We start from the raw sequence: 21,565 nt of genomic DNA on the forward strand, positions 1-21,565 counted from the left end.
CTTCTCCTGCTCTTCCTTTTTTGGTCATCGCGTATCCGTCGAAGGTAGTGGCGATGGACGTAACCTCACCGGGAACATTTACGAGGATGCTTGTCGTGGAACCGCCATACTGTGCACCATAGTAGATACCTCCGAGCATAATGATTGCCCCGGTGGGATCAAGGTACATGCTGATGGGGAGCAGAATTGAAAGGGCCGACACGGGTCCCAGGCCGGGAAGAACGCCGACGAGGGTACCCAGAACACCACCGAGAAAGCAATAGAAGAGATTCATCGGATGAAAGATGTAAATCATGCCATTCAAAAGATCCATAGTTTTTCACCCCTTCTTAACGTGTTATCTGTAGAATATTCCCCTGGGGAAGATGACGCTGCAGTAGTAAACGAAAACCAGATAGTATGCCGCGGATAAAATAACTGTCAGTGTCACGTTCTTACGCCACGACTCTACTCTCACCACCCAAAATATCAAAAGAAAGAAGATGGGCGTGGCGATGAGGTACCCAAGAATTTGGATACACACGGTGTAGAAGGCGAGCGTTGCCACGATAGCCAGTACGGTGAGGCCTGCCCCCTTGTTGTCCGATTCTTCCGCAGGTCTTTCCTTGAGAGGCGGGGCGCTCACCAGTCGTGTGCTATGCAGAAGCGTACCGAGCATGAACAGTGCCCCCAGGGCAATGATATAGGTACCCGGACCCATGATGTCCTGGGTGACATTGCTGACGATTCTTGTGAGACGGATACCTTCGAAGAGGACACCGAAACTCATGATGAAGAGCGTTATCGATTCGATGAATGTCGTCCTTCTGTCTTCCATGATACCTCCTTAACGCCCGGCCCTATTTGCAGCCGCGATGTTTTCCGAATTCTTCATCTGTCCATTGGGCTTCGTGCTCTTGCCTTTTTTGTTCCCTACTTCTTTTATGGCGCCTCTTCTCACCTTTCTTGTCATCACGAAAAAGCTTTGTATTTCATTCTCGTCAAGGCATGATCTTAACATCTGATCTGCAAGATCGATGTCTTTCAATCTTTCCTGCAGGTACGCTAAGCCCTTAGTGGTAACTCTCAAATGGATTGCCCTGCGGTCTTCACTCGAACGTTCCCTCACGATCGAGCCATCTTTCTCGAGAGCGTCGGTCAATTTGGTTATGCTCTGATTCGATCGAAGCAGGTTTCTCGCCAGGTCCCTGGGGGGCATACTTCCATTCCCCAGATTGAACATAACAATCAAGGCCATAGTCTTGAGCCAGTCAATTCTGTCCTTGAATACAATGTCGATATATCGATTTATAATGTCGCAGAAGTTAATCAATCTGGGAAACGGTCTTATTGAAATACTCTTCACCATTTCCTCTATGTCGTTGGAACCGGGAAGCTTGAATTTGGTCTTCATAGTCCTCGCCCTGTATATTCGCATGATCCCGTCAAAGGCCGCATGTGGTTTATGTGCACCTTCACCTGAAAACACCTTCCTGTTCCAGCGCACAGAATTCCTCATCGGACATGCCGAGGAGCTCCGTGCACACATATGCCGTGTGTTCACCGAGACAGGGGGATGTACGCATCTCGGCCCTGGACTTAAGCAACTTGAAAGGGGGGTTGGGGTGACCGAACGTTCCGATGACAGGGTGTTTCATCGGGCTGAAATACCCCCTTTCTCTGATCTGAGGATCCGACTCCAACAAGTCTTGTGCGTTCTGCACGACACCTGCTGCTACCCCGTACGTCTGTAGCAGATACATTACCTCTTCCGCACTGTGCTGGCTGGTCCATTGTTGAACAAGCTCATCTAATGCGTCTTCATTTTCTTTTCGTGCCTTTTGCGTAGCGAACCTTCGCTCTTTGGTCCATTGAGGCCCGCCGATAGCCTTGCAAAAACTTTCCCATTCGTCGTCTGCAAAAACAGAAATGACACACCAACGGTCTTCCCCTAGACAGGGGTATGCCCCGTGTGGCACACCGTTGCCGACTCGATTGCCGGATCTGCCCTGAATATGACCGTTAGCCGTGAGATCAAGGATTGCGGGGGTGGTTTTATGGGTCAGCACGTCGAGCATGCTGGTATCAATGTATTGCCCTTTTCCGGTACGACGTCGGTAATCCAGTGCTGAGACAATGGCCATTACAGCAAAGAGCGGGAGGACCAGGTCTCCATATGGGACATTGGTAGGCATCACCGGCGATCTGTCAGGCCACCCTGTCATAAACCGATGGCCCGACTGGCTGCTTCCCATGCCATCAGTACCGAATTCACGGGCCATAGGGCCCGTCTGTCCATATGCACTTATGCTCGCCATAACGATATCCGGCTTCACCGTTCTTGCGAATTCATAATCCAACCCGAGCTTGGTGAGGGTGCCGGGGGTAAAATTCTCCGTCACAACATCAGCCCAGCGGTAAAACCTCGTAACGACTTCCCGCACACGGGGATGTTTCAAATTAAGACCCATGCCGTATTTTGACGTGTTATAGTACGTGAACCATGGTTTATCATCGGGGTTCGTGGGCGAGGACATGGAAACGTTTCTATTTGTCCTGGAAAAATCTATGTGCACCGTGGATTCCACTTTAACGACCGTGGCCCCGTGATCACCGAGGAGTTTGCCCGTCAAACTGCCCGCAAGTGCCCATCCGAAATCAAAGACCTTTATGCCGCAGAGCGCCTGTTTTCCCATGTCCGATCTCACGCAATCTCTCTTAAATAGTCCCCGATGCCACAAGTGCAGTCACCTCGGCTGCCGAGAGTCCCATCTCCTCAACATAGATTTCGTGGTTGTGCTCACCGACGTGGGGGGCACTGCGCCTGATAAGATTCTCCGTCTCGCTACACAGGAAGAAATATCCCGGATAACGCAACGTCCTTCCCCATTCAGGATATTCCACATCCGTGAAATACCGACGTGCCTGAAGCTGGATGTTGTCCAGGATATCATCGGGACCGTCGAGCACTGCAGCATTTATCCTTCTTCTGAGACCCTCTTCGCGCAACTCCTTCTTCGTATGTTTCAGAAAGAACGCGCCTATGGCGGACTCGAACCTGTCGATTGTCTCGCGGCCGAGCGTAGGCAGATCGACCGCTTTCCAATCCGTCACCTCGTGAAGCGGATTGGGTAAACCATCGTCATCCATCCATCGCGATAGGGCGAGATTGCTCGCTTCACCCATGATTCCGGCAATTATCATCCAGCTCACATACCCGTCCCTGCAGGGCCATACGGTTCGCACCTTCATTCCGCCGTATTGGGTGCTCGCGCCACTTCTCTTGGTGAGACGCCGGTCGAATTCCCACTGTATGAAGTTTATGGCATTGCGGCTCGCCGCGACCTCATGGAGAGAAACATCGACCTGTTGCCCCTGTCCCGTGGTCTCCCGAAAATAGTGTGCTATGACTGCTCCAACGGCCGCAGCTACATTTCCATGGTAATAACAGGCCTCCAGCGATTCCTTGAGAGGGGCACGATCGGAATCGCCGGTATTATCCATTATTCCTCCCATGGCGGAAATAACGAGATCGCTTGCTTTGAACCCGCTATACGGGCCCTTCTGCCCGAACGGTGTTATCGACACCAGTATGATTCTCTGGTTGAGGCCGCTCAGAATGTCGTAACCGATACCCAATGACTCCATGGTACCCGGTTTGAAAGATTCCAGCACAAAATCGGCACGTTCGACCAGTCGTTTGAAGAGTTCCTGTGCTTCAGCGTTTCTTATATTCAGCGTTATCCCGCGCTTGTCCGTATTGAACGCCTCCCAGTAGAGGCTTTTTTGCGCATCAGTCGTATCGCCGTAAAACGGAGGGATGGCGCGCGCCGGATCACCTCCGGACTGCTCAATCTTTATTACATCAATTCCGAGCGCCGCGAGGATCTTTCCGCAGGCAAACCCTTGCTGATCTGTAAGATCGAGCGCGCGGAAGCCCTTCAGCAACCCCTCCCTTTTTTCATCTGATTCACAATTTACCATGCATCTTCCTCATAGGGCCGTGGACTTCCTGTTTTTTCAGCGAGGTATTGGCCCGTGACCATCCCTCATCAACCGACTTCAGCATGCCCCCCCGATGGCGTCGGGTAAATTACCGGTCCGTTCTGTCTTGACGGAAGGAGCACGCTCGCGGTGCCCGCAAGTATCAGGGCACCCGTCTGGTCTTCTACGTGGTGTTCGAGATCAACTGAGAAACGCCCGTTCTCCGCGTATTTTCTGGTCACCCGCGCCCTGCACCAGAAGACATTTCCGTAGCCGCCGCGCCTCCTGTGTTCTGAGCGGAGTTTCCAGACAAACCCCTCATCCCCGACCCAGTTCGTTAGCATCATATCAACCCAGGTCGTCCTCTGGGCACCCCATCCTCCAACCCCTTCAGGAGTGAAGGCGTACGTGCCGTGCTTGAAATTCAGATAGACTTTCAGATCAGGATGATATTCTCCCCAGCCGGTATGCTCGTGTATCATACGGAACAGTCTGTCTGAACAAAAAAAGAATTCGCCCGATCCGATGATCCAGGCCACTGATTCGTCCACGGTGAAGGGGCCCCGCACAACAGGCGTCAATTCTTCGCCGACCTCCACGTCCTCCCAATAGCGGGGAGTGGCGCCCCGCACAGTTTCCCGATCCTGTGCCGCATAGACCTCTTTTATATACTCCTCGCTGTGCACGGGAAACTTGGGAGTTTCAGAGATCTTCTGCTTTTTTTCCGCCGGCCAGTACTGGAATTCATCCCTGTCATAGACGAGAACCCAGAAGTTGCACGCAGCGAGGGGCAAGCCCCCATTGTGTCTGTAGAATTCATGCCTGCCATAGATGAATGCAGTTTTGCCGGCCGTTTTTGTCTGTTTTGTCTCGATCTTGGTGGGAAAGACCGTCTTCCAGTCAATCTCATCACCTTCACAGATCGGCGCATACCATTCGTAGTCGTCACCGGTATAAAGTGGCGGATAATTCGCAGACGGAGCAGAACTTACCGGTTCGGGATAGCGACCGAGAGCGATCGTATAAAGGATAGTGGGAGGAGCGATGAGGCACCCATACTTTGTATTCTTTGCATACTCCCTATCGCGGAACAGCGGATTTACATCGCCTATCGCATCAACAAAATGCTTGATCGAGTCTTTCGTCACCTGGGTATTGAAAAAGCAGACCGGTTTTGGAAAAGCGGGTCCGGCCATGTTTGATCCCCATTCGTTGACAAATGTCTTTCCAATACCCCTTTTCAGTTCCTCGATATATTCATCAAAAGTCATAGTGTCTCCTCAAAGTCTTATCCGCCTTGATTCTTGCCCGCTATCGGACTCATTTAAAGATCTTGGCCATTGAATCTGTCTCCTGGGCGACGTATTTCTTGGTATCCGCTGCATTGTGATAGAAGGCGAGATTGCCTATCTTCTTGAGTTCTGCAAGAACAGCGGGATTTTTCAGCACTTCCGCAAGGGTTTTCTCCCATTTCTGTGCGATGCTCGCAGGCAGCTTGGGAGGACCGGAGATACCGCTCCAATAGTGGTATACCATTGTGGGGTAACCCTGTTCCGCTGACGTCGATACATCGGGAAATTCGGGGAGCCTCGTTCTGTACAGTGTCACGATAGGCCGGATGAAACCCGCCTGAGTATTGGGTACACCCATAGTGGCTCCGAACGTGAGAAGTTTTATGCTGCCGCTGCCGCTCAACGTCAGCATCTGCGCCCCGCTTTGTGCAGGCACCGGCTTGGTTTTATTGACATCGACCCCAATCAGCTTGGCGAATTGCCTGACCAGCACGTCTGCCGCGGCCGCGCCACCGCCTGAAGGCCACGTGAAAGCCCCGGGGTCCTTTTTAATCTCTGCTTCAAGATCCTTAAGTGATTTAACGGGCGATGATGCCGGCACAAAGAGAAGGAAAGGCACGGTCGTCGTGAGACTGATATATGTCCGGCTTTCAAGTTTGGGCAGGAGTTCTTTGGGAGCGGTAAGGGGTATCGCTGAACTGGCGGAAATGTTATCGGCGAACATTGTGTAGCCGTCAGGTTCACTGTCGAGCACCTCAAGCAAAGCGGGCACCATGTTGCCGCCAGTCTTATTTACAACATTGACCGGCACACCCCAAAGCTTTTTTAGTTCCGCCGCTATGATACGGGTCGTTAAATCTGTCGAACCCCCTGGGCCGGTGGGGACAATGATGTCAATAGCCCTCGTTGGGTATTTCTCTTGAGCACACGCTCGATCGCTAAAAAAACCCGCGGCGACGAGAGCGGCTACACAAAACGTTGCTAACAAGAATAACTTTCTGATAGACATAGCACCCTCCTGTTTCGTTACGTTCTGGATGTTTCTTACTTCCCCATATCTTCCATTTCTGCGAAATGGCTTCTCACCAATCGCTGACTATGCGAGCCTGCTCCCAGGGCCTCATAAAGAGAGGAGTTAATCCCCATGCAAACAGCACGTGTCGCCATGGAAAAGATAAAGCCACGGCGATGATCGCTCAGTGAAAGACCGCCTACTTCTTGAGCCCGTACAGTTTGACGACTGCATCCGTCTCGTGGGCAACGTATTTTTTGAACTCCGCGGCATCATGGTAGTAGGGAAGCGCCGCTGTCGCCTTTATCTTTGAGAGAACGCCCGGGTTCTTCATGAGATCAGCAATGGCCTTGCTCCATATTTCCACGATATAGTCGGGCATCTTCGCCGGTCCCGAGAGCCCCGACCAGAACTCAACTTCAACCGAGGGATAACCCGCCTCAGCGGTGGTCGGAACGTCCGCAATTTCAGCCACTCTTTTTTTGGAGGCCACCCCGACAGGTTTGATGATACCCGCCTTTGTGTTGGTGATCCCGCTCGTCAGACCCAGGAGGCAAATCTTGACGGCACCGCTGCCTATCAGTGTCACTGATTGCGCAGCGCTCTGCATCGGAACAGGCCTTGTTTTGTTAACATCGACTCCGATCGCGTTCAGGAATTGTTTCATGGCGATGTCCGCGGCGCTTGCCCCACCACCTGACGGCCACGTAAAAGCACCCGGGTCCTTTTTGATATCCGCCTCCAGATCCTTCATGGTTTTTATCGGTGAAGAGGCAGGCACGTAGAATATGAACGGCGTCGTAACAGTCATGGCAAGGTAAGTCCTGTCCGGAATTGTTATGGAACTTGCCTGGGCCACGATGGGCAGCCATGAACTGGTAATGACCGAGTCTGCAAGTATCGTATAACCATCAGGCTTGGCGTTCAGCGCCTCCATTGTTCCAGGAACCGCGTTTCCCCCGAGTTTGTTTATCACGTTTACCGGCACTCCCCACATCTTCTTAAGTTCGTCAGCCAGTATTCTCGTTGCCATGTCGGTGGAACCGCCCGGACCGAACGGGACTATGATATCGATGGCCCTTGTGGGATATTTCTCCGCACCGTACACCTGATTCACAAAACCCGCGAGTACAACCAGTACGACGCACACCAGCGCTGCCATAGAGATGCCTTTCACTCTGTTCATCCCGTCCTCCCTCATGAATTTTGTTTTGAGCCACATACCGTGCATCATTTTTGAGGTCTAGGTGATGGATATACCACGGGTCCGTGTTCGCGCGACGGCAGTATGATTGTGGCTTTTGTAGGCTGAATACCAGCCTGTCCATTCTGGTCTTCCATTACGCATTCAACATCAACGCAGTACCTTCCGTCCAGCATGTATTTATTAACTACTTCACCCTTGCACCACAGCACCACACCCGGCCCCAGGGTCTTGCGCATTTCTGTCCTGAACTTCCATATGAAACCGTCATCGCCCACCCAGTTGGTCAAAAGCAGGCCCATAAGGGAAATCCTGTATGGAGCCATGGGGCCGCCTCCAGCGGTCGTGTCCGATTCTTCCTTGAAATTGCGATATATCTTGAAATCAGGGTCGTAGATCCCCCAGCCGCACTGTTCGTAAGCATAGCGGTACAGGCGGTCTGCCGAATAGTGCCATTCAGCGACGCCACCCCTGATATATGCAACGCTGTCCATGGTGGTCAAGGGACCTCTCACCACAGGCATGAGCTTTTCCCCAACATGTACATCTTCCCAGTAACGCGGCGTGGCCCCCCGTACGGTTTCATTGTCCTGGGTTTCATAGACTTTTTTGATATACTCCTCGGTATATACAGGCTTTGTGCGGTCCTTGCGCCTGTCAGACGCTTTGTACACCACGATGCTGAAATTACTCCTGGCAATTGGAATTCCTCCACGATGACGGGTAAATTCAATATTGCCGTCCATAAATGCCACCGTTCCCATGGATTTGCTCTTCTTCACCCTGATTTCGGTGGGGAACGTTGATTTCCAGTCGAGTTCCTCACCTTGACAAATCGGACTGAATAGTTCGTACTCTTCGCTCACATACAATTCAGGAAATTCAGGTGGCGGCGGGAACCCCGGGGGGTCCGGATAGTTTGCTGAGGCGATAGTCAACAGAATCGTGGGCGGACCCACAACGCAGTTATATTTGGTTTTCTTGGCGTACTCCCTGTCGCGGTAGAGCGGGTTTAGGTCTCCGATGCCGTCCGCGTAATGCCTCAGTGAATCCCAGGTGACCTCCTTGTTGAAGCCGAACATGGGCCGGGGCCATTTCGGTCCGGCCATATGGGCTCCCCACTCATTAACATATACCTTGCCCATTCCCTTCTTCAGTTCCTCAACATACTCTTCTACGGTATTGATTTTTCTCTTATCCATATTCGGCCCCTCTCATGCTGGTTCATATCTCTTTTGCCTGACTACACTTAATGAGCCCTTAAAGAACTTTCATAATAGTAACCTTTGGATACTATCAACCTTAGTTACATGTTGTCACGTTCTTTCTATCTTGTCAAGAGAATTTGCTCGTTGAATTTCCGGGGTAAGGCCCATGTAACAAATGATTTGGGGTAAACTACTGTTATACATGAGAGAACCATAATGTGTTCACAACGGAAAATGACCGCCAGCTTCGTTATCGCCTATTTAGCGGGTATTGCACCTCTCAAGAAGGACCATGGATTGCAATTAGAAATCAGATATCCAACACATTCCGCAAGGCCTTCGCCCAGTTTTCGGCGCATATCAGAAAGCCGTGAGATCGACATATTCACCTGCCACCCATGAAACACATTTTCGAAAATAAGCATCTACCGTCATTTCTACGTAATCGTATTTCTACAGCATTCTGCGTTTCTAAGACCTTAAAATGGAGGAGGTCGCACCACATTTCTTCTCCAAATAGAACTGGAAATAGCACAGATTAACGACACAGACAAAACCCAAGGACAGAAACATCATTGAATATCCGATGAGGGGTATAACTGCGCCCATTACCATTGGTCCAATGGCCAATCCCAGGTCAGTAAGCGCCATGTAGGTCCCGACGGAAGTCCCTCCAGAGGAACCGGAGTAATCAAAAGCATATGCCATATTAGCAGAAAAGATAAATGTGGCTCCTACTCCCCAGATTAATCCCGCAAGGACAAACATCGGGAGAGTTCTGGAAAAATAGAGTATCACCATGGCGAGTGTCGACACAGAAATGCACATGATCGTGATGGTTCCCTTACTCCATGTATCGACAATTCTCCCCGCCAAAATCCTCCCTGCGATGACAACCGCGGCGATAGACGAAAAAAAATGCCCTGGATTACGCACTCCGCATTGGACAGCGTAGAGAGGTAGGAAGGTGTAGATGGCCCCCATTACGAAACACTGGAGAAATCCGATCATTGTGGGTGCAATGATCTTAAAATCAATCAGCAGGCGACCATTGCCGGTATTATCCTTTTGAGATGGTAGAACATTTTGAGCTCTCAGCCCGTAGGATGAAGAAAACGCACACAGAGAAAGACCCAGACAGGCCGAGAAAAGAAGAGTGGCGTTATGCCGGTTCAATAGTAACATACCAAACGAAGGGGCAATTGCTAGCGCGAATGTTGGCGCCAGGAAGAAGTAGGCGAGACCTTGAACACGGAATCTCAGAGGAATGGCATTTACAATGAATGCGAGAACGGCTGTATCCAAACACGCATAAGCAATCCCCTGCGAAAACCTCACGGCAAAGAAGGGCCAAAACGGACGAAACAAAATCAATGCCAGGAACGTCACTGCGAATAATATGCTACCGAACATCATGACGGCCCTCTCCGAATATTTGTGCAAGACTCCTCCTACGAGGAATCTGAAAATCAGGGCCGCAGCGCTATAAATCCCGATGAGCTCACCTATGGCTCTCTCCCCGGAACCCAGTCTTGAAAGATAAATGGGAAGGGTAGGGACGAGACTATAGCAAGCTACTAGGAAGGCAAACAACGCGAAAAAGCCAAGGACAAAATCACGATTCAGTATTTTACGTGCCGTGTGTTGTGAAATAGGTTCTTGGTTTTGCATGTTACACACATTTAACAGTTTAGGATGAGACCTTGCGGCCGCATTTCATTCAACGGCTATAGGGAGGGAAAGGCCTGATGGCGCCTTTTACGGTATGCCGCAAGGTCTCATCGTTATGCAGGTCAACCAAACTACCTCACAATGGATGTAGCCGTTAGCCTGAGTGAAGTTCCCAGTTCGAAACAGCCACATTCAAATCATTAGTACTGGGTTTTGAAATCTTTGTACTTTTCTACCAGCTCACCCCACTTCTTGGGCAGGTTAACCTTATGGGTAACCGGACCACCGTGATCCCCGCCGCCTCCATAATAGGTTATGCTGTTCCCATAGCTCATTCCGGCGACGAGAATCGGTATATGCTTCCTGGAGAAGAACTTTTTGACCGATCTTGTGGGTTCTGCGGGCAACACAACTTCAGGGAGCGCGTGATTGTTAGCCTTTATCCACCGTACCGGGGTATCGGAAACCGGTCTACGCGCATATTCCACGATATAGCGAGTCAAGTCCTCTCGTGAGAAACCATAGCGGTGCAACAGTTTTGCTGCCTCAGGACACAGCACGAATGCACATCCCGGATCGAAACCGAATACTTGCGGATCGTCACAAATAGCTTTCAACAACGGCTCGGGGTCAGCGCCGTATAAACAGAGCTGGCGTGTGTTTGGGAAAAACAGCGTGACCGCACTGTCCTCCTTATTGAAACCATAAAACTGATGCATCGGCTCCCATGGGCTCTCCTCTTCGTTCTCGCCAATACATATGCCGAACCGTCCTTCATGTCCGAACAGCCCGTTATCCTCGTAGCCGCCTCGCACTCCCGCAATGTTCATGATCAAAAGACCAATCGTATTGCCTATAGCCGCATTAGCCCGATTGTAGGGACTGAAGACGCCAACCCCGCAGGCGACATCCAGGTCGCGCCGTATTGGTCCATTGATGATCAGGAGCGGCGCCCAGGACGCCACGCTGCAAGTATATGCCTCCAGCCAGAGCCTTGTATCTGCCAGCGCCTGCGTGGCTGCTATCAGGACAGGCATGTGAATAGGAAGGCATCCTGCCATGACACCATTGATGGCGATTTTCTCTACTGTAGCTTTGCCGTTCATGAGTGGGAGTTTAGCTACCACATGATCCGGGGGCAAATCAGTCCCCTTGATCATCTCTTTGACTACGTCTTCCGTGGGCGGTACGATCGGCATACCGTAGGCCCAGCCGCGCTGGTAGAAATACTTGTTTATCTCGTGGAAATCCCCCTTGGCCGCAATTCTCGGCAGGTTCTCATCCGGCCCTTTCGGGTTTGCTTCGTCCGGCAGAGGAGGCGACGTAAGGGCGGCGATGATATCGTCAAGAACCACGCTGACAAGTTGGGGCACTTCTTCCTTAAGGTACTTGTTAAATTCGTCGGCATTTAGGCTTGAGATGTCGCGGATGTCTCCTTCCACATGTCTCATTGCCGGAACGCCCCTGAGCGCGGCGGCTCTCCTAAAAATGTTTGAGAAGTTTCTCTTATGGAACACGACGGCCGGTTTGCCCAATCTTTCTACAAAGGCGGTGTTATATGTTTGATAGAGCGTACAGGAAGCAGCATCACCATATCCTGATATAGCCGCATCTACTCCGCCTACCCACTTTTCAAATCCTGGTTTAAAATCAGGGTCTTTGGCTATTTCTGCCACCTCTGTGTACGCATTCGGGTCCTTGGTGTATTCGAAATAGCCGGTGAGTTTCATATTGGGATATCTTGCCTGCAGTTGTCGACCAACTTCCTCGACAATAGGACGCCAATGTCCCTTGAAGGTCGCTAGTAGGCCCAGTGTTATTTTATTCAGATCCTTTACTCTGGGCCGAAGGCCGATAGTGTTTACCGGGTCAGTCTCTCCACGGGGATTTAAGGCTTCATAAATCATATTCATCTTACCTCCGGTAGAATTATTTTGTTGCAACGCCAAACAGGATGCCTGGTGAGCGTACACGGCCTGGCCGAAAGTACCAATGCTGCCTCAATCGGTATGCCTGGCATCAGGTTTTGGTCGACTCCTTCGCTCAGTTTGGCCATCGCCTCATTTCTCTCCGCAACTTAGCGTTGAGCATTATGGCTCATTTGCTATATTGTTTGATCAGTCTCTGTGCTTCATGTAGTATCTGCGTTGCGCGAATTCCTTTCGTATCAAGTGCCTTCGCATCTTTCTCCGCTGTCGAAACCATGAGCGCGGTTAGACTGGACTTATCTGCATCTGACATGTTGATAAACTCAACGCCAGACTTTTTTCCGAATTCTGTGGCGTGGATGATCGCCGCCTGCAGCGACTCGTTCACCTGTTGTTCCCAGTATTCTACGTTGTTTTCAAATACCTTTTGGATATCGGGGGGAAGACTCTTCCACTTGGACAGGTTCATTGCCCGTTGTGCAAAGGGCGGACCTGCAACCGATATCATCGACACAAATTTCGCCACATCAGCAAATTTTAGAGCCTCCAGCGTGTCTAAGGGAGAAAGAACGGCGTCCAGAATTCCCTTTTGCAGTGATACGTATACCTCGGCGTTTGACATTTCTATGCCTTCTCCTCCCAATTCCTTTAACACTTTATTCCAGTCACCAAGAGATTTCATTCTCAGACCTTTAAAATCAGACAATCTTCTGACTGGTTTCCTCGTTATTAACTGTATACCAGGGCTTTGCCATTCAAGAACCTGTACGCCTGCGTCCGTATACTCTTTTTCAATCTCGGGAAATTTGGCCCTCAACTCCTTGAAAACACGCGCCCCCACTTTATCACTGGCGCCAGCGAGGTAAAGGGACATCGCCTTACAGATCGTAAAACCAGTTTTGCTGTTCGTTGGTACAATGTAGCCGATATCCGCAGCTCCCGCCGCTATCTCTTCCACCTGGTTCTGGCCCCCGATAATCTGGCCTCCCCAGTAAGGCTTGATCTTAACCCTGCCGTTCGTCTCCTTCTCAATCTTGGCGATCCACTTCTGATCGGCCTTGCTATAGGTGTGGTCCGCGGGAAAGGGAGTCCCGTAGGTAAGCTCAATCACCTTTTGCTGGGCGTGAGACTGCACAGTGAGCACCATAAAAACGAATGCCGTCATTAGCAAAACAATGATCTTTTTCATTTCTTCCTCCTTAAGATTTGTTTATATATCATCCGGGAACTGCTCCAGTTTACAATCTATCTACTGCGCACTCACCTCTCCTATTTCATCAGGCTGGGAAGCCATAACGTGATCGGCTTGACGAATATAAAGATCGGCAGGGTGATAAGCTCCATCAGAAGAAAGGGCATCGCCCCCCTGAATACAGTTCCGATGGAGACGTCCTTGTTCGCGCCAGCCATGATATAAGCGATCATGCCAAGGGGGGGGGTTATGCCTGTGATCTCCAGCATACGAACCTGTACTACACCGAACCAGATGGGATCGTATCCAAGTATGGTCACGATGATGGGATAGAAGACCGGTATCGTGAGGATCTGGATCGACGGAGCTTCCATGACCATACCGAGGAAGAAGTATATGATAACAATTACGCCCACCACCGCCCAGGGGTCTACGTGTAGTGAGAGGACCCACTCCCCTGCAAGTTGTGGAAGACCTGTCTTAGCACAAAAGAAGTTGAATATCATGGCGCCTATAAGGATGGTAAACATGACACCGGCTATCTTCATAGTCTCCATGGCGGCCTGCCACAACTTCCTCCAGGTGAGCCTCTTCTTCATGAAGCCTAAGAGGATAGCGCCGAAGGCCCCTATGGCCCCGGAGTCCGTGGGGGTGAAGAGACCATAGATCATCCCACCGATGACAATGACGAGCAATACCAATATCTCCCAGCAGTCCTTCAGTGTGGAGAACCTCTCCTTAAGGGGGGCAGCGGGCGCCGGTGGACCCGCATTGGGGTTGCGCTTACAGATAATGTAGATGGTCAGAAGGTACGAGAGGACCGTAAGGAACGCAGGAATCAGACTCGCGCAAAAGAGTTTGCCTATGGAGGCCCCCGTCAGGATCCCATAGATGATGAACATAGTGCTCGGCGGGATGAGACTGCCAATGGTACCGCCGGCAGCACAGGCCCCAACAGCAAGTTTTGTGTCGTAATTATACTTCTTCATCTCGGGCAATGCTATCGGGCTCACGGTAGCCGCGGTAATGAGAGCGCTGCCGCTGCAGGCCCCGAAACCGGCTGATCCCCCGATGCTCGCCATGGCTAGACCTCCTTTGTAGTGGCCGAGCCACTTGGACGCGAGCTTGAAGAGGTCTGCGCCAAACCCGCAGGTGAAGGTCACCTGAGCCATGAGTACAAAAAGGGGCATGACGGCGAAGGAATAGCTGGAGATGATCTCCACAGGGGTCGTCGCCATCTTTATGAGGGCTCCCTGGATGGGATAGAGCAGGGTCATGCCGGCGAACCCGACAAGCCCCAGGGCCGCTCCAATGGGCATGCCCAGTGCCAGTAGGGCAAATATGCAGACAAAACCAAGTAAGCCGAGAATTTCGGGACTCATCGGGAGACTCCTTTCGTCATAGTACCCTTCGCGGCATCCTTGATGTGGTGTAAGAACCTGAGAATCAAAAACGAGCACATGAGGAAGACTGCGGTGATCCACAGTGTCCGAGAAGGAACCACGTTGACACCGAGAAGGTCGGTCTTCTCACCACGCGCGAACTTAACCAATAACACCTTCCATCCTGCATAGAAAATGATTACCCAGTAGAGAGTAGTCAGAAGGGTCGTAAATACCTCGAGGCAGGAGCGTGCCCTCGATGAAACACGGTCTATGATGACTTCCGCCTTCGCCTGTGCGCCTAACGATTCACAGTAAGCCAGACAGAATGCGCCGACTGCCATCATGAACGTCTCAACGACGTCGAACGTGCCAGGTATGGTATAGCCCAGAAGGCGGCCAATGGCGGTTGCGACGATGAGAATAAGGACGCCACCCATCACTGCGACGGCAAGGAAGGTGCCGTACCTGATGGTGCGCTGAATGAACCTTTCAATTCTTGCCATGGTAGATGCTCCTCCCATCTATGATTTCCACTCCTATCGAAGGAGATATCATATGATGCGTTCCTTACGAGCTCCCGGCTGATAGCCAACGCGCTTTTCCGGTTGGCCCATCATAGCCTGACTTGCCCGAGCATATTTTGTATGCCAATTCTTGTGAATCAATCAACAATCTAACCGGCCTCTTAATATTGCGTTCGAACGCGCCCTGTGTTCTCATTTGTTTAGAAACTTATACTCAACATCGTCCAGAATTGTGGGTTCGATGCCGAAGTCGAGCATCTGATGTAGCGGAAGCTGGACATCTATGGCGACTTCGGAACACATAATCTCGCAGAAGCAGCAGCATGAGCACTCCGCCCCGTAAGCAACGAAGGGCATCTGTTTCTCTTTGTCCCAACCAAAGATATCCAGGGGGCAATGCCGATAACAAACACCGCATCCGTTGCAGTGCTTATAGTCTATTTTGGGTCCATAACTTACCTCAGTCTTGTGCATGGTCCGTCCTCCTTTAGTTCAAATGCTCTTTGTTGTATTTAACTTCGCCCCCAACCTTCTTCGCAGTTACAACGATATCATCCCACGCAGGATCCAGGTCCGGGTAATCGTCGCGATAATGTATGGGTATCATACGGCTCTCATTCCGGATCAACGCAGACTGCACGTGTAGTTCCGAAATGTCAATGACCCGCTGTACTTCGAGAGCGCGCATGAGTTCGTGGGGATTGGCGGCGGTCAACATTGGGACCGTTCGTCTGGCCCGTCTTAGTAATTCAATCGCATGTTCCATTTTTGATTTGACTCTGTGTATACCAACATAGTTGAGGTTAACATTTCTTACGTAATTCTCCAACTCCAGCGGGTGTATGGCACATCTCACCTGTTTTTGAAATGGTTCAAAAGCCCAGTTTTTGGCTTCTTCTATCTGCCGGATTTGGTCAGCACCGAACTTTGCCTGTGTTTGGGTCGGGATCAACTCAGTAACGTGGTCCGCGATCAGACAGCCCCAGGTCAGTCCTCCCGAACCACCGGCGGCATTACCGATAACATTTCCGGCCGCAAAGAGGTTCTTCACGCCTGTCTCCGAGTTCTCGTTCTCACGCAGCACACCACCGCTTGCCATGCCTATACCCACGAGAACGGTCACACATTCAACCGGTTTCTCATTCGTCAGGCCTCCCGCAAGTTTGTGGAACTTGAGCGCCTTTGTCGGCTCTGTAGCAGCTGTAAAGTACACCGCTGCAATCTCATCCGGCGTGGCTTTGTCCTTTGCTGAAAGGATCACATCCTTTTCATATTCATTGTCTTTCATGTTGGGTGAATAGAGAAAATTTACACCTGGAATCATGCCACCCGCCTTGGTAACAACTCTGTCCTGATACTTGTCTTCGAGGAACTCGCCTTTTGAGTTGTACATCTTGAAATACCAGTTGCAGGCTCCGCCGCCGCTGCTGTGGTTTATTCCTTTTGATACATTGTAGACTACATTCATTTCCATACTGTAGAGCTTGGCACCTGCGTTGAGCGCCGCAATGTGCCCTGCCCCGTCCAGAGTCGGCGACATGAGCGTATAAAAGAGATTATTTGGGAATGTTGTCCACGGATAAGGATAGAGCCTCGCTGCCCCACCCGTCGACAAGAGAACAACCTTTGCCTTGAACACTATAAACTTGCCCGTTCGCACGTCGACTGCTGTGGCACCAACAGCCGCGCCATCCTTGGTAATCAGGCTTGTCACCATTGTTCTGTCAAAGACACTGACGCCTGCCTTTCTGACAGCGGTTCCCAGCCTCATCTTAAGGTCGCTTCCCCTGGACATGGGGCCGAACCACGGTTCCGCAGGCTTCCCATTGTCGTCATACTCGACCCGACCCCAGACAGTTCCTTTTCTGTATCCCTGTATTACCTGAATTGAGCCATCGTCCTCTCGGACATTCACTCCTACTTCCTCCAAGATCGGCTGAGATATATAGGCATTGTTCATCGTCTTCGCTTCAAGCTTCAACTGTTTAAGGCCTTTGAACCTGTCGGCACCGAAGACCGCCTTTTTCACGTCATCGTCGCCTTTGTCCTTTGCCCAAACGTCTTCCTGATGAAGCGGAATCTGGTTAAAGTTGTCCAGCCCAACTCCATCACCGCTGTATTCCATGGTAGCTTTGTCGACTATGGTAATATGCAGGTCACGGCTGTTCTTTCTCGCTCGAATGGCAGCTATCATTCCTACCATGCCGCCGCCTACGATCAGAAAATCGGTTTCAACAACACCATCAGTGAGTTCCTCTATAGCTTTGGTCATTTCTTCCCTCCTGCTCTCTTTGGTTCCCTGGAGCTGTAATCAAGTTTGACGGGGATACAACGCAGCTTATACATCGCCTGCAGGTCTTGGTAAGTGATTGTTGGGACATCGTAGAAATCCAGTTTGAAACAGAAGTCAGAACAATATGTGTGTCTAACGCCTCTGAGGACCTTGACCTCAGGTTCCTTGATAATTGGTCGTCCACAGTACTCGCAGTGCATCTCAGTCATAGGATACCTCCTTCTTGTCTGGTTTCATTTACTGAAACCTGATGTTGTTATATGGAACAATATCAAAATAACGATCGCGTTGTCAAGAAAAAACGTCAAAGATTTTTTCTATTGATCGTTGGAATCCGCAACTACACGGTAAGCCTCACTTCTCGTCTTGTCTTCACTTGACTTCCCGTGCGACCAGCGGGTGTTCTTTAACTTTGGAACATCCGCTTGCGGAGGTTCAGGTTGCTTCACCACTATGCTGTACGTGGATTTACGGTTGTGAGCTATTTTCCGAAAGATTGTCCACGAAGGTCCGGATCAGTTTCAATTGGAAGAATGGCAGGAAATCACAAAACCCGAAGACTTGGCTCTGTCGATGGATGCACCAGAAGATTTACGGTAACGGCCCTTTCAGACATCTCGCAAGCTATCGTGTAGCCCCCCCTTACGGAGCGGGGCATCCCATAGCCCGGGAGATCACACCGGCAGTCGCAACTGTTTCTCTTACAACTCTCATTGCTTCTTCAGTGCTCAAAGAATGAGAAACGTAGGCCACAGCAAGGGCAGCCACAACCGCTCCTGTATGATCGTGGATTGGAGCGCTCACCCCACTAATCATATCCACCACTTCTCCGTCCTCCATTGCGTACCCCCGAGAGCGGATAGTTCCCAGTCTTTCTTTGAAGAGATCCTTGTCTGTTATTGACTTTTTCGTCGATTCGGGGAGAGGAAATTCTTCCAATAAACGCTCCACTTCATCGTCCGGTAGATATGCCATGAGCACGCACCCGGCCGCGCCGTAATGTGGTGGTCTTCTTCTTCCCACCTGGAGCCCAAATCGTATCGGACTCGAAAGGTCCTCCCTCTTGTCCACGTGGACGAGATAATCGTCGCGGAGAACATCAATAAACAGGGTTTGCCGCACGGATTCCTGGAGCTTGTCCAAGTACGGAGAGGCAATTTTGCTAACGGAAAAGGACTCCAGCACGAGCTCTCCGAGTTCAAAAAGACTGAGACCCGGCGAGTATTCCTTTGTTTGTTCATCAAGGCGCAAAAAGCCATATTCTACAAGAGTTGCACAAAGCCTCAGGGAGGTTGACTTCGGAATTCTCGCGACTCTCGCAATCTCTGTGAGAGTAGCAGACCTCCGCTCATTCTTGAAACTCAATAGTATCTGCAATGCTCTTTCGAGCGATTTGTTATAGAAGCCTTCTGTTTTTGATGCGTTCATTATTGCGTTCCATTAATTGCAACTCTATGCTATTTTATGGAATAATATATCAAGCACGTCTCGACTTGTCAAGATGCAACGTATCATTAATGGACCGATTCTCTCGTCAAGCACCCCGCCACAACGTTTTCCGTTCTACCGCAAAGAGCTTCATGCTCGGTTGCGCACCAACCTATCCGTGTGAGACGGGGAGCGCGAAAAAGTAAAACCCTGATTGTCTCAACCGTTCTCCTTCATTAGATTGCGTCGGATTATGGTTTGGTGGACGGCGGCGTCCATCGAACAATGTAGCTAACTACCTGACAACACGTTAGCATTATTATTCGTGCTTAGTGCAGATGCCCCAAAAAAACCCCCAAACTTCTGGGTCAAGTCAATGTTTCGTTCAGTCTCGCCTGCGCATCTTTGCTTATTGATACAGATGACAGGCCACCCAATGGCCCTCTTCAATCTGCTTGAATATGGTCTCTTCGTCTCTGCAGACCGAGAGAACGTTTGGGCATCGGTTATGGAATGGACATCCCGGCGGAGGATTGATCGGGCTCGGCACATCACCCTGCAGCAGTACTCTTTTTTTCGGTGTGCCAACGTGCAATGAAGGAACGGCATTCAACAATGCCCGGCTGTAAGGGTGCGCCGGAGCCTTGAAAAAGCTGGCTTTGTCCGCCATTTCTACGATTCTGCCGAGATACATCACCCCCACACGATCACTGATGTGCCGGATCACACCAATATTGTGCGAAATGAACAGATACGCGAGGCCGAGTTTTTCTTGCAGATCTTTCATGAGGTTGAGGATCTGCGCCTGAACGGAAACATCGAGCGCCGAGGTCGGTTCGTCAGCCACGACCAGTTTTGGTTTTGTGGCCAGCGCCCGAGCGATTCCAATTCTTTGCCGTTGCCCGCCCGAGAATTCGTGCGGATATCTGCTGAACTGATCTCTTCGTAACCCGACTGCTTCCAACAGGCTGCAAACCTGCTCGTCTCTTTCTGATCTTTGGACCAGATGGTGGATCTCCATGGGACGCCCGACAATCTCGCCGATCGTCATTCTCGGGTTCAACGACGCAAAAGGGTCCTGGAAGATGAATTGCATGGAACGTCTCAAGGGACGCATGTTCTTGGCGTCGACCCCGGTAAGATCTCTGTTATCGAAAACAATCTTTCCTTCGGTAGGCTCAATCAGTTTGAGGATTAGCCTTCCTACGGTAGTCTTGCCGCATCCTGATTCACCCACCAGGCCCAACGTTCTTCCCTGGTCTATTGAGAAGTCAACCCCATCAACGGCCCGCACAAATGCCTTGTTTTGCGCCCCCCAACCTCTATCGATGGCAAAATGTTTTTTGAGACCGATTACGTCGAGAAGATGTTCAGTCATATTGATGTGCTCATCTCCTTATCCCTTAAGCTGCGTGCGATTCGCATCAGACGTCCCGGCAGCCGGATAAGATCCATATTCGCGCGTAATGCCCGATGTTGAATGATTCGTGTACAGCCAGCATGATACGAAGTGTCCCGGTGACCCTTCAATGAGTGGGGGGCGGGTACGGGTGCACGGGTCAAACCGAAAAGAACATCGGGGATGAAACTTGCAACCCTGGGGCAATTCACTTAAATCAGGGACGCTGCCTGGTATGACTGAAAGCACCGATTTTTCCTCGTCTACGGGAGGAATGGCGCCCCACAGGCCCTGGGTATACGGATGTTTCGGACCTGCAAAGATCTTGTCCACTGTGGCGCGCTCAACTATCGAGCCGGCGTACATCACCGCCACTTGATCGCACAACTCGGCAACAACTCCCAAATCGTGGGTAATGAGCAGGATTGAGGTCTGCAGTTCGTCTCTCATTTCCCGAACGAGCTCGAGAATCTGCGCCTGTATGGTCACATCCAGCGCTGTTGTTGGCTCATCGGCAATAAGAAGAGAAGGCCGGCAGGATAATTCCATTGCTATCATCACTCTCTGTCTCATGCCCCCGCTTAACTGGTGCGGAAACCGCCGTGCTACGTCTTCCGCATCGGGGATGTGGACCTTTGCCAGCATCTCCACGGCTTTTTGCATGGATGCGCGCTCTCCCGTTCCCTGGTGCAGCCTTATCACGTCTGCAACCTGTTGACCGATTCGAAACACAGGATTCAGGGAAGTCATAGGCTCCTGAAAGATCATGGAAATCTCTTTGCCTCTCATTGAGCGGATTTCTCTTTCGGTGGCCTCGAGCAGGTCCCTTCCCTTGAAGAGAATCTTTCCTCCAACTATTTTGCCAGGCGGATCCGGTATGAGCCGCAATATAGAGAGAGCCGTAACTGACTTGCCGCACCCCGATTCGCCCACGAGCCCGAAGGTCTCTCCCTCCTCGATCTCGAAGCTCACTCCGTCGAGCGCTTTGGTTGTTTTCCCCGAGGAGTAGAAGTGAGTTTCCAAATCTGTTATCTGTAGAAGTTGTCCCATTTCGTGAGCCTTTTCC

The 21,565-nt window shown here is 50.9% G+C and carries 20 protein-coding genes; all 20 read right to left on the bottom strand.

Annotated features, from left to right (window positions below; translation table 11 throughout):
• Positions 1-313 (bottom strand): tripartite tricarboxylate transporter permease (locus VMT62_18185; GenBank protein ID HVN98362.1); only part of this gene is annotated, 313 nt, incomplete at its 3' end.
• 24 nt (positions 314-337) lie between these two features.
• Complete coding sequence (locus VMT62_18190; GenBank protein ID HVN98363.1) at positions 338-817, bottom strand: tripartite tricarboxylate transporter TctB family protein; 480 nt, start codon at positions 815-817, stop codon at positions 338-340.
• 9 nt (positions 818-826) lie between these two features.
• Entirely contained in the window at positions 827-1,393 is a 567-nt protein-coding gene (locus VMT62_18195) for a MarR family transcriptional regulator (GenBank protein ID HVN98364.1), read from the bottom strand.
• A 61-nt stretch (positions 1,394-1,454) separates the two neighbouring features.
• Positions 1,455-2,687, bottom strand: coding sequence for a CoA transferase (locus VMT62_18200; protein HVN98365.1), 1,233 nt, complete (start codon positions 2,685-2,687; stop codon positions 1,455-1,457).
• 10 nt (positions 2,688-2,697) lie between these two features.
• The gene (locus tag VMT62_18205) at positions 2,698-3,963 is read right to left on the bottom strand and encodes a CaiB/BaiF CoA-transferase family protein (protein HVN98366.1); all 1,266 of its coding nucleotides are present in this window, start codon (positions 3,961-3,963) and stop codon (positions 2,698-2,700) included.
• Between the two features lie 68 nt (positions 3,964-4,031).
• Positions 4,032-5,234, bottom strand: coding sequence for a MaoC family dehydratase N-terminal domain-containing protein (locus tag VMT62_18210; GenBank protein ID HVN98367.1), 1,203 nt, complete (start codon positions 5,232-5,234; stop codon positions 4,032-4,034).
• Positions 5,235-5,283: 49 nt separating this feature from the next.
• Positions 5,284-6,264, bottom strand: a complete 981-nt coding sequence (locus VMT62_18215; protein HVN98368.1) for a tripartite tricarboxylate transporter substrate binding protein — start codon at positions 6,262-6,264, stop codon at positions 5,284-5,286.
• Between the two features lie 202 nt (positions 6,265-6,466).
• On the bottom strand, positions 6,467-7,453 hold the full coding sequence (locus VMT62_18220; GenBank protein ID HVN98369.1) for a tripartite tricarboxylate transporter substrate binding protein: 987 nt from the start codon (positions 7,451-7,453) through the stop codon (positions 6,467-6,469).
• A gap of 44 nt (positions 7,454-7,497) precedes the next feature.
• Positions 7,498-8,673: a MaoC family dehydratase N-terminal domain-containing protein gene (locus VMT62_18225; protein ID HVN98370.1), complete on the bottom strand. Its 1,176-nt coding sequence runs from the start codon at positions 8,671-8,673 to the stop codon at positions 7,498-7,500.
• A 477-nt stretch (positions 8,674-9,150) separates the two neighbouring features.
• Positions 9,151-10,350 (bottom strand): MFS transporter, encoded by a 1,200-nt coding sequence (locus VMT62_18230; protein ID HVN98371.1) that lies wholly within the window; start codon positions 10,348-10,350, stop codon positions 9,151-9,153.
• A 200-nt stretch (positions 10,351-10,550) separates the two neighbouring features.
• Positions 10,551-12,263 (bottom strand): hypothetical protein, encoded by a 1,713-nt coding sequence (locus VMT62_18235; protein ID HVN98372.1) that lies wholly within the window; start codon positions 12,261-12,263, stop codon positions 10,551-10,553.
• A 184-nt stretch (positions 12,264-12,447) separates the two neighbouring features.
• Entirely contained in the window at positions 12,448-13,467 is a 1,020-nt protein-coding gene (gene dctP, locus VMT62_18240; GenBank protein HVN98373.1) for a TRAP transporter substrate-binding protein DctP, read from the bottom strand.
• Between the two features lie 80 nt (positions 13,468-13,547).
• The gene (locus tag VMT62_18245) at positions 13,548-14,852 is read right to left on the bottom strand and encodes a TRAP transporter large permease subunit (protein ID HVN98374.1); all 1,305 of its coding nucleotides are present in this window, start codon (positions 14,850-14,852) and stop codon (positions 13,548-13,550) included.
• Positions 14,849-15,358: a TRAP transporter small permease gene (locus tag VMT62_18250; GenBank protein ID HVN98375.1), complete on the bottom strand. Its 510-nt coding sequence runs from the start codon at positions 15,356-15,358 to the stop codon at positions 14,849-14,851. Before VMT62_18250 ends, VMT62_18245 begins: the two co-directional genes overlap by 4 nt.
• A 213-nt stretch (positions 15,359-15,571) precedes the next feature.
• Positions 15,572-15,853 carry a 4Fe-4S binding protein gene (locus VMT62_18255; protein ID HVN98376.1) on the bottom strand — a complete coding sequence of 94 codons (282 nt, stop codon included), beginning with the start codon at positions 15,851-15,853 and terminating at the stop codon, positions 15,572-15,574.
• Between the two features lie 13 nt (positions 15,854-15,866).
• Entirely contained in the window at positions 15,867-17,651 is a 1,785-nt protein-coding gene (locus VMT62_18260; protein ID HVN98377.1) for an FAD-binding protein, read from the bottom strand.
• Complete coding sequence (locus VMT62_18265; protein ID HVN98378.1) at positions 17,648-17,881, bottom strand: hypothetical protein; 234 nt, start codon at positions 17,879-17,881, stop codon at positions 17,648-17,650. The genes VMT62_18260 and VMT62_18265 overlap by 4 nt, the downstream gene beginning before the upstream one ends.
• A gap of 433 nt (positions 17,882-18,314) precedes the next feature.
• Positions 18,315-19,100, bottom strand: a complete 786-nt coding sequence (locus VMT62_18270) for an IclR family transcriptional regulator (protein HVN98379.1) — start codon at positions 19,098-19,100, stop codon at positions 18,315-18,317.
• Between the two features lie 409 nt (positions 19,101-19,509).
• A complete protein-coding gene (locus tag VMT62_18275) occupies positions 19,510-20,478 on the bottom strand; it encodes a dipeptide ABC transporter ATP-binding protein (GenBank protein ID HVN98380.1) in 969 nt (322 codons plus the stop codon).
• 18 nt (positions 20,479-20,496) lie between these two features.
• Positions 20,497-21,549: an ABC transporter ATP-binding protein gene (locus tag VMT62_18280; GenBank protein ID HVN98381.1), complete on the bottom strand. Its 1,053-nt coding sequence runs from the start codon at positions 21,547-21,549 to the stop codon at positions 20,497-20,499.
• Positions 21,550-21,565: the final 16 nt, after the last annotated feature.

Source organism: Syntrophorhabdaceae bacterium, assembly GCA_035541755.1.
In the GTDB taxonomy this organism is placed as follows: Bacteria; Desulfobacterota; Syntrophorhabdia; order Syntrophorhabdales; family Syntrophorhabdaceae; genus PNOF01.